A 12601-nucleotide genomic window follows, 5' to 3' on the forward strand; every position below is an offset into this window, starting at 1 on the left:
AAATCTATAATTCATGAAAAGAAAACACTTAAAACTTAAAAAACAATGCATGAGATTCATCCTATTAGGATTTATAATGATCACTTATACACAAGCATTTGCTCAAGTTAGTTTGCTTGATGAGGTTGTGATTTCCAATAAAACACTTTTTTTTGATGGAGTAAAGGTTGATTTAGATCATACAGCCAATTCCACCACAGGGTACGATTATGTTTATGGCAATGCGCTTACCCCTCATGGCGATTGCATAAAGGCCTATAAAGAGTTTGTTTTTACAGTTTGGTATCGTGGTGGAAAATCAGACCGCCATGTAATGTTAACACGTTACAATACCTTAACTAAGGTTGCTAAAACCATTGAGTTTCCACATCAGCACACGGGTTATGACGGAAAGTGGTGGATAGGCGAAACGCACAATACAATAGCAGTTGGCATTTGCCCCAAAGATGAATCGGTTCATTTATTATATGACATGCATCGAAATGGAAACGTAGCATCGTTTGGTGACGACCATTTCCGCTATTCTTATTCGGTTACAGGCGCTGCTACTGTTGCAGATGCTGATTTTGAATTAAATAAATTTGAGGATTCAGGATCAGGTACTTATAAGTTTAACTATTTACCCGGTGTTGATGATGAGAATACAACGAAGTTATTAACCTATCCTGCATTTTTTACCAATGGCCAAGGCGACTTATTTATGAAAATGAGATTTGGCTACGATAAAAATGGTAAATTCTTATTTGCTAAATATGATGGTAACGATTGGGAAGGTTACACTGAATTTAACAGGATGGGAGCTTCTGGTTTTGGAAGTGATTATAATTGGGGCTTATACGGAGATTTAAAGTTTTTAAATGGTAAACTAAGAATTGGTTTCCAACGCCGATCTGATAACAGAACCGATAAGTATCAATACCAAAATGGGTTCTATTATGCCTACTCAGATGATCCAAGTGGAGTAAGTCAATGGAAAGATTATACAGGAGAGGGTTTTTCTATTCCTTTAGCTATCTCCGATAAAACACTAATTTCTGAACCAGGTGATTTAGTCGAAACAACTCAAAAAGACATGGTTCATATGGTAAGTGGTTTCGATTGGACTGTGACCGAGAATGATGATATTCATTTTATTGGAAAAGTAAAGGATAACGAAAACAATGTAACCAAATATGTTCATACCTATAAGTCGGTAGACGATGCCGAATTTACAACTACAACAGATTTTGGCGGTGCCGAAGCTTTGTATGCTGCAGGTAGCGATGTTTATATCATAAGCTTAAAAAATAGTAGAGTTAATATTGTTAAAACAGAAGGAGGTACCAGTAATTTTCAACAAGTTTACCAAAGTACAAGTGGTCCAACTTTTGACAAAGGAGTACCTTATGTGTACGAAGGAAAATTATATTACTTCCTTAAGGAATCGGGTGGTTCAGGTGACGAAAGAACCACTTATTTACAAATTTACGATTTAGATATTCCTGACCCAGAACCTGAAAATCCTAACCTTCAAGTATCATTTGAAAATATTTCTAATTATCAAGTAATAGAAAAAGGATCAGATTTAACTGTAGAAGCTAATGTTGGCAGCGAGCTGGTAGAAGTATCTCTTTGGCATGGAACAACTAACTTGGGAACGCTAACTAGCGCGCCATATACTTGGTCGGATCATGCTATTTTAACCAATATGCGTGATGCATCCTACACTTTTAAGTTAATTGCTAAAGATGCAAGTGATACGGAATTTACAAAAAGTGTAACGATTACAACTCCCAACCAGTGGGCATATACTGACGATGAAAAACCACATTCAGTTCCAGGAGTTATTCAGTTTGAGGATTATGACTATGGAGGTGATGGTATTGCCTATTACGATAGATCTGAACAATCAACTAGAGCATACAGGGGTGATGATTTAGTAGATTTAAATACCGATAAAACGCTTTTGATTTATATTCAAGGAAATGAGTGGGTTGAATATACAATTAATGTAGAAACAGAGGGTTATTACGAAGTTAGCGTTAGACAAACTTCTAGAAGAGAACCTTCTATAAGTTCTGCATTCACCATTTCATTTCCCGATGAAAATAAAACTTTGCTTGCAGATGTTGAGTTGGACTATACAGGTTCAGGCTTATTTACAATACAAAATTTAGGTAATGTGTTTTTAGAAAAAGGAGAACATGTGCTTCGTTTTGGTTTTTCTAGTTACGGATTTGATTTGGATTACTTTGAGTTAGCATTAAGTGAGGCTACAAATACGAAAGATATTCATCAGCAAAGCACCTCTGTTATAGTATATCCTAATCCTTCAAAAACAGGCGTTTTTCATTTGTCGGAACAAGCTGCCTATAAAGTATATAGTATTGGAGGGAGTTGTGTTGAATCCGCAACTAACAATAAAGTAGATTTAAGTGGATATCCCAATGGAATTTATCTGTTAAAGATAAACGGGATTATTACAAAGTTGATAAAACGATAATAACTGCTTAGTAGGTAGTAATATGTAATACATATCAAATAGTTGTTGAATGATAACCTCATCTGTTTTTCATAATAGATGAGGTTATTTTTTATCAAAGCTTAGCTATTTTTTAAAGCACTTTTATTTCAACTTTTCTAAAGTCGATGGGTGCTCCTTCGTATTGTAACAGTATTCTTCCTTCTTTAATTGATGGAGATTTACCTTTGTTAAGCACTTTACCATTCAGCTTTTGAGTAATTTTTCCTTTGTTACAAGTAATTGTTATTTTATTCCAATCGCCGATAGGCAATGAGGTGTCTTTAGTTCGTTGGTAAACCATACTTTTACCTGCAGTAGTTCTTTCTCCTTTAATTTCTAAGGTTGCATTGTTCAGTAGAATAAAGTCGCCCGTAGCGCCTTCTTTTATCTGAAATTGAATGCCCTGGGGCCATAGTTGATCTGGCGTATTTTCAGGAACGAGGTACATCAGGCCACTGTTCTTTTTCTTGCTTTTTCCCATATATGTAGCATCCATATTCCACCTGAACTCAGCACTTAATTTAAAATCTTGAAATGTAGCTTTACTCATTAAGTAGCCTAGCTTTTTCCCGTATAAACGAATCATATTATCCTCCACAGAAAACAGATCTGAGGCATTGTTTTGTCGCCCAGTTTTAGGCTCAAAGGCATACCATCCATCCAAATTATCACCATTGAATAGTTTAATTATCTTTTGAGAATAAGAAAGCTGAGAAAAAAGAAGCAAGCTTGCTAAAAATGTATAGAAGTATTTCATTTTGGTATTTTGTAAACTAAGTTTTTGAATGTATCAAACCCACAGTGAATTAGAAAACGGGTTTTACTAAGATTTAATGTTAGTTGGCTTCAAAGGATGAAGGTGCATCTAATATCAATTGCCCCTTACCCTTGGGCGTAAAAATAATGCCAGCCCAACGCGCTCGAGTCCACTCATCGCCATTAGTACCTGCCTTAGCTTTAATGGTTATTTTATCATTCTTTTTAATTCTTAGGTTTTCCCAAACAATGCTGTTCTTCTTGCTTTCTTCAAACATATTATTGGTATGCGGAGGAATAAACGAACCAATCTTTTTATCGTTGACTAAAACAGTATATTCTGAACTACCATCATTTTCTCCAACACCCACAAAAACAACATCATACTTTCCGCTTTCGAAATTAAAGTTGGTGCTTGTAATGGCTTCTTTGTGTTTTTTTACATTGATGGCCAACCAATTTTTACCATGTTTGTAAAATTGAGTGTCCTGGGTAGGAAAAGCTTGTGCACGTAAAACTTTGTTATCAGCCAATTTGTTGGCTATGGTTGCAAAATAAGATACCGTTTCGGCAACGGGGCCTTTAGCTGTTGGAACATAAACACTGTCCTTCGTCAGTAAAAACTTATCCATTCTAAAGCCATCTTCGCGCATACTAAATTGTATGTCGTGAATGCCAACTGAATCGATATCTAAATATATTTGATGGGGTACGCCACAGTGAACTTCTTTGGTTCTTTGTTTACTTTCCCAAGTCCAACTTTTCTTACCTACGCACCATTGCATACGCTTGCCACTGTTGGGCCATTGTCCGTTAATTCCAACATGTACGCCATTGTCTTCAGAACCTGTAGAGAGGGCACGAACCCAAACATAATATCTACCAGGCGTATTAAATTTTACCTTGTAATGTACTATGCCTAGTTGGCCAGGTTTATCGGTAAAGTTCTCACCTCGTATTACTTCATCCAAATGCGTTACTCGTGTATCAGGAAGTATCTTTATATAGCCTTGATTACTGGCTTTTTTATAATAACTAATATCTTCGTAAGTGGCGTTTTCTAGTTGAGATATTCGATACCAACTACGTTTTTGTGTATGACTCTGTTTGTAGAAATATTCACCTTCCACAGATACAATGCCATTGGTTTCTAGTGATATTATTTTTTTGCTTGTGCTATCAGAATCTTTTTGTTGACCATTGGCGCTAACTAAAGCAAATAGCAATATGCAGGTTAAAATAAATATGCTTTTCATAATTGTACTTTAAACAAACTAGGTTCAATATTTAATTGAACCTAGAATTGATTTGTATTTATTTTGTTTGTGGCGAACCTAGATAATCTTTATTGTCCCAATCGTAATTCCAAGCTTTCATATATTCTGGACCGGTTAAAAATGCATCATTATTCTTAGTTAGAATCTTCTGTAACTTCTTATCTAAGTCTAACTGCAGGTTTTTATACTCCGGAAGATTTACCAAATTAGTTAATTGGTATGGATCTTCAATATTATTGTATAATAGCCAAGGTCCGTTAAGGTCTTTCGCATAGGTGTATTCTTCAGTTCTAATACCTCTATATTCGCGCCCTCCTTTTTTATAATTCCATTGATGAAAAGGAACAGGGCAGGTGATTAATGCTCCGTCTACATCAACTTCCGCTGTACCTAATAACTGAGGTGTGTAATCTATACCTTCTACAGATTCAGGAATAGCTAGCTCGCTTAATCCTAATAAGGTTGGCATAATATCAGGGTACGAGAATACTTTAGTTAGCTTTTTACCAGACTTTAATTTAGCTGGATATTTGATAATAAAAGGAACGCAAATAGATTCTTCCCAAGGTTTCTGCTTCTTTGTTTGCGCATGAGAATAAATCATATCACCATGGTCAGAAGTAAACACAAAAATCGTATTCTCATCTATGTTCATTAATTTGATGGCTTTTTGTAATTCATCTACACAATAATCTAGTGCCGACATGTGTGCATAGTATCCCCTAATGGCATCACTCGCTTGCTTTTCTTTTTCTTGTGGAACATTGGGGCGAAGTTTAATATCCATATGCGCATACATATCTTTAAATCTTTGGGGTGCCGAGTTATACGGTGCATGCGGAGGACCAAATGATAAGAATAAAACAAATGGATTCTCTTTATGAGATTTCATATAGTTAATGGCATCTTTTGTTTGCGCTATGGCATCATAACCTTCCCATTTATGTTTCCCATTATTTTCATCAAAGTATATGGAGTTGTTATAGTTGTGCGTGCATTCATGTACTTTCCAATAATCAAAACCTTGTCGGCGCGACGCAGGTATCGGATTATTACGTCCTTCTTTATTGGATTCGCCATGCTCGTGTCCGTTAATATGCCACTTGCCAATATAGCCTGTTTCATAACCGTTTGCTTTGTATACTTCTGCAATGGATATTTCTTCTGTTTTCAGTGGTTTATCATTATAAAATACACCATGGCTTAGTGGATATTTTCCTGTAATTAGGGATGCACGTGCAGGCCCACATACAGGAATGTTTGATATGGCGTTGGTGAAAACAACAGATTCGCTTGCCAATTTGTCAAGGGCAGGAGTTTTAACTTGTGGGTTGCCAGCAAAACCTAAATCTTGTGCTCTCCACTGATCAGTGAGTACAAAAACAATATTTGGTTTGCTTTTTTTACTTGGTTTCTTTGGGCTGCATGATATAAAAAAAGCAGCGAGAATAGCATAAACGATAATTTTCATATTTGGTTTATTTAATTATTTCATGTGAATTTTACTTGCATGTCTTTAAACCAAAAATGAGAAAAAATGGATGTATTTGTTTAAAACTGAGAATTCATTATTGTAAAGTTGGTTGCACCTGCAATGCTAGGGCGTCATTCTATTTAGGTTTAAAGAGTCTCTTGCAGATTATAACCCACGTTGCATCACCGCAACATGTGTTTTTTTATGCGCCATTAGTTAAAGGATAGAATACCTTACTACAAGAAATTAAACAATTAGTATTCTATTTTTATATTTATAATATAGCTCAGAATGATTTTTAGTTATTGTACTCAGTAATTTTATAATTGCTGTTAAAAACAGAGTACATCGCTAAAATTGATTATGTGGTATAGTAGAGAGAGAATAACACATCAATTATTTAATGATAAAACGTAATTAACCAAAGCGAATGATTTTACACATGAGCATTGGCTATCGTCGTTTTTTAAATTTGAAAGCACATGAAAAATATTAGACTTATGACATGGCTGTTTATGGCAGTTAGTTTAGCCTTATTTACGCGTTGTGGTGATGACGAAAATAAATTTCCTGAATTACCTGAAAACGAAATACCTGATGATGATTTAGAAAATATTGATCCCAATAAATTGGTAAGCATTAACACGGAGAATACTGTGGGAGAGTTGTATAACTTTTGGTCAACTAGGCCAATGATTAATCAAACTCGTTTTGTTTCATCAGGTTTTACCGATGGTTTAGACGCGATAAAACCTTATGTAAAAAGTTACAACTTAGTACGTGTTTTAGGAGGTAGAACAGATTATAAAAATGATTTTTATAAAGGTGTTGATAATGACGGCGAAATAATTACTGATTTTACGGGCCTTATTTCAAGTATGCGAGGATTTATGAAAACAGGTTTTAAACCGCGTATTGTACTTGATAATGTACCATGGGAGATGGTTGAAGATAAAGTGGTTGATAAATATGGAAATAGTAAACCTGCTGATGACTATGTTTTATGGAGAAAATATATTAATAAATTTTTAAATGTATTGATTGATGAGTTTGGTTATAATGAAGTAAAAACATGGCGTTTTAGAGTCAGTACTGAACCTAATTATACACCCGAACATTGGAATGGGACTGTACAGCAGTATTTCATGCATTACGATATTACTGTAGATGAGGTATTAAAAGTAATTCCCGAAGCCATAATAGGTCCAGGTAATATGCTTACCGAAGGGGCAGCTACTTTTACAACAGAATTAATAGAACACTGTGCCAATGGAACCAACTACGCGACAGGGGAAAAGGGTACTAGAATGAGTTTCTTTTGTCTTTCGTATTACGAGAAGATTGATCAAAACACTGTTAATTTTGAAGAAATTGTGGCACCATACAGAGCCAGCCTAAATAGCTATTCTCAATTTGCAGATATCCCATTTGATATTCAAGAGTTTGGGATTTTAAGAGATGAGTTTGGAAACCGTGGATTAAGTTTAAGTGATGCTACTGAATTTGGTGCAAGTTGGTATGCAACTATTGCTGGCTTAGCTTACGACTACAAAGTAACGGAGATTTACGATTGGGGTCAGGAAGATGAAAAAGGCTTAAACACAGGACGCCGAAATGTTACTTCTATGTTTTTAAAGATGGAAGGTGGTGATAGATTAGCTACAGCAAAAAAACTGAGTGGTTACGCAGGGGTTATTCCAGTATCTAAAGAAGGTAAGTTATTCCTATTGGTATACAATCATAATACCAAACGAGACAGTAAAGCTAGCAGAACCATTTATCCTAAACTCGAAGGTTCATTAATCGCTAATAACACGAGTTGGAAAATGAATGAATGGACTATAGATTCTGAACACGGTGTTTTTATGCATGAGTTATACAAAGATGTAAAAGAAGCAGGTGTAACTAACAAAACATCGAGTAGTGCACGTATTTATGGTAACAGACCGAGTGATTATTTTAATGATGGTTGGGAAGATGTATATGAAGATAATAAAGCAAAGTATACTGAGCTAGCCGAGTTACCACAAACTATTAGCGATTCGATTGTTGGTAAATTAGATGATGGTAGTTTAACCTTAAAGCTTTCATTAGAACCACATAGTGTTAAGCTTATTGAGTTGATTCCTCAATAATTAGGTTGTTGTTTTAAAAGGATAGAGGGGGGGCAATATTCAATTTCTCAACCTACAAACTTTCAATTTGTAGGTTGAATCAGTTCAGACCTTCTATATATAACCCATTTCAAAGCAAAATATCCTTGTTTAAGGATTATGTTGTATTTAGCTTGCGAATTATTTGATTTGGTCTAAAATATCATTAAGTATTTAGGATTAATTTAACGCCTCATAATTATTATAATGGCATTGTTTGTTTTTTGTATTATTTCATTTTTTTGCAATTAAGTTGGTAAAAAAAGAAGGATTCATTTCCTTCTAATAGTAATTAGTTTTAACTTTATGTGAGGTATAAATAATACGTTTAAGACCTATAAGCGACCTTATCGTTTTTTTGAAATATAGATAATTCATTTTAAGTGCATTATAAAATATGTTCGAGTCTTTTCTTGGGCACAAAAACTCCCGATTGATTTAGTTCAATCGGGAGTTTTGCTTTTAAATAATTGCTATTAGGACAAGTTCAAAATTCCAATTTATGATCCAATTCACCTAATGCAGATTGTTTGTCTTCTCTAGTTGGTTATTTTGTCAATTATTAGCACAGTTCGTATTAAAATTTGTATTCAATACCTAAAAGACCAACGGCCCAATCAGACAAGGTACCCTTTGAGTTTAAAGGGCGATTGTCAAACTCGTGATAAAACTCCATTTAAAGTAAAAATCTTCCAATACTTCCCAACTAAGGCTCGATTCTACATAGGTTCTTATTCGCCCCCAATTGTTTATACTCGGGTACACAATACCTTTAAAATCTAAGGATAATTTTGGAGAACTGTATTTAAATACCGAGTATTTTAGTGAAATAGCTCCTTCAAGGTTGTATGTTGCAATATCAGATGTTGTTTCTCGGTTGGTATTTAGTCCTCCTGCTATATACATTAGTGAATGATTAGTATAGATGAGGGTATTGCCAAAACCTAAAACATAATTGGTTCTTAATTTCAGGCCAAGTTCCGAATTACTTTCAGCGAAAAGCCGATTTATTACGAACCATTTTCTTTTTAGTAATCTGATATATTGCATACCTCCATTTTGCTTTTGCTTTATGGAGTCGTTTTTTTGTTCTGTGAGAATGGAATAATCCATCTCAATCTGATTTAAATTATGTTGATATTTTAAATTGGCCGCAAAATTGAATCTTCCCAATTCACTCGCTTTTGTATAGCTAAAGCCTGAGGTTACCATACCATCAAGCCGGTTAACAAACTTAAGGTCATCAGGTGATATTGTTGCAATATTGAGATGCTTCAATAATATTGAGGCCTTATCGTCTTGCACTAAAATTGCCACTTTGGGTTTATTCGATGGTTTGAGTGTTCCAAATAAGATGCGACCATCAGAATGTTCAATACGAATACTTTGTTTTATATAGATGCTATCAATTTCATTCCATTCAATTTTAATCTACCCTGCTTTGTTAGTCGACAGCTCAAGCAGGTTATTCTCCATCATCTTAACTTCTTCCGTAATTTTATTGCCATATTCAAAATACACAGTATCAGTTTTAGCTCCTGCAACTAGCTGAGATACGAAAAGTGAAAATATCAATATTAATCGTAAACCAAATTATCATTTTCAAGACCTGCTACCTTTGCTACATCCCTTCCTAATGGCCAACGAAACTCAAGAATATTGGTAAGGTATGAGCTCTCTGAATTGGGTAGCTTTGCCATTTCGGAATAAAACCGGGCATCGTAAGTGAAGTTAGCGGGGTTTGTACCTGTATTATCTTTTTTTTCTTGGGCATATCCAAGGGTGAACGTAAATACACCTACCACAAGAAGTATTGTAAGTTTATTTGTATTCATAACATCAACTTTTAAAGTAATGATTATTTCTGTGGTTTATAAGGGTCTTTTTGACCTGTCATGATAGGAGGATATTGTTTCAAAGAAATGATATGATTAGTTAACTGACCAAGTGCTACTTTAGGAACCCAAGTGTGCGGGAATAGTACATTGTTTTTTTCCTGCGGATCGGTATATAGATTATAAACTCTTGGCATAGTATAAGTTTTTAATTCACCATTCCAGGCACTTTGTTCCTTAAAATGAAGTTTCCAGTTTTTCCATTTTACGGCAAAAATATCCTTACCCATATAAACAATAAATCCATCGCGACCAGATTCTTGTTGCTTTCCAAGAAAGAAATCAGTCATATCAATACCATCAATTTTGCGGTCTTGAGGAATTGTACCCCCTGCTATGTTCGCAAATGTTGGAAATAGATCCATGGCATGTACTATTTCATCACTCACAGAACCGGCCTTAATTTTAATAGGCCAACGCACTACAAAAGGCACACGCAAAGCCCCTTCGAAGCTTGAAAAAAGCGTACTTCTCCAAGGCCCGGCCGAACCATTAATAGCACTTTCAAGAGTAATGCTGGTATTTTGAAAATCAAGAGCTTCGGGTCCATTATCGGCGGTAAAAATAAATATAGTATTTTCAGTTATGCCCAATTTGTCAATTTTAGAAAGAAGTTCTCCCGTATAATCGTCAATTTGCGTTAATAAATCGGCCCAAGGTCCATTTCCTGTCTTGCCATCATAATCGGGGTGGGGCATGGTTGGGAAGTGAGTGGCGGTATATGGTAGATATACAAAAAAAGGTTTATTATCTTTTGCTTGTCGCTCCATAAAATCCATTGCTTTGTCGGTTAAGTCCCGGTCAATTAAAGGACGGTAATCTAAGCGATAGGGTCTTACTTTCTTAGGCGTTTCTCCTTTTTTAGCTTCTAGCACATACGTCTCTGGCAGTCCACTTTCAGCAAAACCTTCCAAGGATGTATAAGCAGACTCATCGGTAGAATTTGGAATACCATACCACTCATCAAAACCTTGATCAGTTGGGAACCTGCCTTTTGTTCTACCTAGATGCCATTTGCCATACATACCGGTTGCATAGCCTACTTCCGAAAGCATTTCTGCCATGGTTACTTCCCACCTAACTAAGCCATATACACCTTCCCCCAAAGGAACGGTTGCATTTCCGCTACGGATGGCATAACGTCCAGTCATAATAGCAGAACGAGAAGGGGTACATTGCACTTCTACATTAAAGTTGGTGAGGCGTAGGCCTTCTGATGCCAGTTTATCCATTTTAGGAGTTGGTGCTCCACGAGTTATACCACCGCCATTAAAGCCGGGTTCTCCGTAGCCAAAATTGTCAAGGAAGACTAATACAATGTTTGGCTGCTCTTTAGCCATGCTACTGGCTATAAAAAAAAATGATAGAATGAGAGTTGTTAAAATTTTCATGATATGTAGTTTTAAATTTAGTTCTATAAATGTAAAACAATACATAATACTTATTTATGAAAGCCCTGTTTGAAAAACGAAAAAGCATAACAGAAAAACGAAAATTATCCATTCAAGGCATACTGCGTTAAGTTACCATTAAAGGTGTGTTAATATAGTGTTGTGTAGTGTTTCAGAAGGACATTCTCCAAATAACTCCTTGTAACATTTACTAAAGCTACTCAGGTTTAAAAAACCAGAATCGTATGCAATTTGTTTTATCATTGTATGTGATGCCGGATTAATCAGCAACAACCGTGCTTTATTTAATTTCCGTTCTTTTAGAAATTGCATTGGAGAATAATCTCTGTGTTTTTTAAAAGCTAATTGAAGATTTCTAGGGGTTGTTGAAATGCAGTCTGCAATTTGTTGAATGCGGTAAAATTTTTCTGGGTTAGCATCAATTAGTTCCTCTGCTTTTTTAACAATAACAGAGTCTGTTTTGTTATTTAATTTGGGTTTAATGTTTAACGAATCAGCAATTAACTCGGCAAGTAGCAGCTTTGCAACTTCTTTTATACTTCCTTTAAAATGAAATGCCTCTCTCAGGTGTGGATACATTTTTAAGAGCTGAATATTATTTATCATAAGCTCGTAATGTAATTGTATTTTTGGGTTTTTTCTGTCAAAATTAAAACTACCTTCCGGAGTATTATGTATGCCGTAATTCTTTTCTAAAAGTGGGCCGAGTTGATGGTAATCAGATACTAGAATTAAATCTTCAATGGTATTATCGTTGGTTGAATATTTAATGGAATCTGTTGGTAAAAAAATACTGCCTGAATCCGGTGTGTTTTGTTTTGTTTTGTTGCCCTAGAAGAACATTTAGTAGAGTACTGGCCAATAATTGGAATTGATACAATTATTGAATGTGAATTTTGAATTTCAAAACCAGCTAATCCCTTTGTAATCCCAATGCCTAAATGAAAGCCCTTAGATATTATGCCATCTCCAGTGGCATAAAAGTGATCAGTTTTTTCTTTTGACTTTACCTTTGCATTAGGTAATATATATTCTAATGACTTTGAGTAGTCATCTGCAGAAGTAGTTTGTTCGGTCAGGTAGTAGTTTTTCATGGAACATAGTATAAATTAATTGTTTGTTATAAGCTAA

General features: G+C 35.1%; 10 protein-coding genes. 2 read left to right on the forward strand and 8 right to left on the reverse strand.

The genetic code is table 11. The features are described from left to right. The first annotated feature begins 49 nt into the window (after nucleotides 1-49). A complete protein-coding gene (locus tag QMO11_RS01900; protein WP_282035774.1) occupies nucleotides 50-2482 on the forward strand; it encodes a BNR-4 repeat-containing protein in 2433 nt (810 codons plus the stop codon). A gap of 112 nt (nucleotides 2483-2594) precedes the next feature. On the opposite strand, the gene QMO11_RS01905 is transcribed toward QMO11_RS01900, so the two are convergent. The 3 genes from QMO11_RS01905 to QMO11_RS01915 all read right to left on the reverse strand — a co-directional run bounded on the left by QMO11_RS01905 (nucleotide 2595) and on the right by QMO11_RS01915 (nucleotide 6007). Then, the gene (locus tag QMO11_RS01905) at nucleotides 2595-3260 is read right to left on the reverse strand and encodes a 3-keto-disaccharide hydrolase (protein ID WP_282035775.1); all 666 of its coding nucleotides are present in this window, start codon (nucleotides 3258-3260) and stop codon (nucleotides 2595-2597) included. Nucleotides 3261-3339: 79 nt separating this feature from the next. Continuing rightward, nucleotides 3340-4515, reverse strand: coding sequence for a hypothetical protein (locus QMO11_RS01910; protein WP_282035776.1), 1176 nt, complete (start codon nucleotides 4513-4515; stop codon nucleotides 3340-3342). Between the two features lie 58 nt (nucleotides 4516-4573). Then, nucleotides 4574-6007 (reverse strand): sulfatase family protein, encoded by a 1434-nt coding sequence (locus QMO11_RS01915; protein ID WP_282035777.1) that lies wholly within the window; start codon nucleotides 6005-6007, stop codon nucleotides 4574-4576. A gap of 485 nt (nucleotides 6008-6492) precedes the next feature. On the opposite strand from QMO11_RS01915, the gene QMO11_RS01920 reads away from it, so the two are divergent. Continuing rightward, entirely contained in the window at nucleotides 6493-8145 is a 1653-nt protein-coding gene (locus tag QMO11_RS01920; protein ID WP_282035778.1) for a GH39 family glycosyl hydrolase, read from the forward strand. 657 nt (nucleotides 8146-8802) lie between these two features. Here the strand turns inward: QMO11_RS01920 and QMO11_RS01925 are convergent. The 5 genes from QMO11_RS01925 to QMO11_RS01945 form a co-directional block, all read right to left on the reverse strand. Further along, nucleotides 8803-9480, reverse strand: a complete 678-nt coding sequence (locus QMO11_RS01925; protein WP_282035779.1) for a DUF481 domain-containing protein — start codon at nucleotides 9478-9480, stop codon at nucleotides 8803-8805. Between the two features lie 260 nt (nucleotides 9481-9740). Further along, nucleotides 9741-9998, reverse strand: coding sequence for a hypothetical protein (locus tag QMO11_RS01930; RefSeq protein ID WP_282035780.1), 258 nt, complete (start codon nucleotides 9996-9998; stop codon nucleotides 9741-9743). Between the two features lie 23 nt (nucleotides 9999-10021). Continuing rightward, nucleotides 10022-11449 carry an arylsulfatase gene (locus QMO11_RS01935; protein ID WP_282035781.1) on the reverse strand — a complete coding sequence of 476 codons (1428 nt, stop codon included), beginning with the start codon at nucleotides 11447-11449 and terminating at the stop codon, nucleotides 10022-10024. A 138-nt stretch (nucleotides 11450-11587) separates the two neighbouring features. Then, on the reverse strand, nucleotides 11588-12076 hold the full coding sequence (locus QMO11_RS01940) for a helix-turn-helix domain-containing protein (RefSeq protein ID WP_282035782.1): 489 nt from the start codon (nucleotides 12074-12076) through the stop codon (nucleotides 11588-11590). 125 nt (nucleotides 12077-12201) lie between these two features. Further along, nucleotides 12202-12564 carry a hypothetical protein gene (locus QMO11_RS01945; protein WP_282035783.1) on the reverse strand — a complete coding sequence of 121 codons (363 nt, stop codon included), beginning with the start codon at nucleotides 12562-12564 and terminating at the stop codon, nucleotides 12202-12204. Nucleotides 12565-12601 lie beyond the last annotated feature (37 nt).

Source organism: Saccharicrinis aurantiacus, from assembly GCF_947489045.1.
GTDB classification, from domain to species: Bacteria; Bacteroidota; Bacteroidia; order Bacteroidales; family Marinilabiliaceae; genus Saccharicrinis; species Saccharicrinis aurantiacus.

What these genes read in the sequence shown, in the direction of transcription:
- QMO11_RS01900 (WP_282035774.1), top strand. Translation starts at nt 50, where the DNA reads ATGAGATTCATCCTATTAGGATTTATAATGATCACTTATACACAAGCA.
- QMO11_RS01915 (WP_282035777.1), bottom strand. Translation starts at nt 6,007, where the DNA reads ATGAAAATTATCGTTTATGCTATTCTCGCTGCTTTTTTTATATCATGC.
- QMO11_RS01910 (WP_282035776.1), bottom strand. Translation starts at nt 4,515, where the DNA reads ATGAAAAGCATATTTATTTTAACCTGCATATTGCTATTTGCTTTAGTT.
- QMO11_RS01940 (WP_282035782.1), bottom strand. Translation starts at nt 12,076, where the DNA reads ATGATAAATAATATTCAGCTCTTAAAAATGTATCCACACCTGAGAGAG.
- QMO11_RS01935 (WP_282035781.1), bottom strand. Translation starts at nt 11,449, where the DNA reads ATGAAAATTTTAACAACTCTCATTCTATCATTTTTTTTTATAGCCAGT.
- QMO11_RS01945 (WP_282035783.1), bottom strand. Translation starts at nt 12,564, where the DNA reads ATGAAAAACTACTACCTGACCGAACAAACTACTTCTGCAGATGACTAC.
- QMO11_RS01920 (WP_282035778.1), top strand. Translation starts at nt 6,493, where the DNA reads ATGAAAAATATTAGACTTATGACATGGCTGTTTATGGCAGTTAGTTTA.
- QMO11_RS01905 (WP_282035775.1), bottom strand. Translation starts at nt 3,260, where the DNA reads ATGAAATACTTCTATACATTTTTAGCAAGCTTGCTTCTTTTTTCTCAG.
- QMO11_RS01930 (WP_282035780.1), bottom strand. Translation starts at nt 9,998, where the DNA reads ATGAATACAAATAAACTTACAATACTTCTTGTGGTAGGTGTATTTACG.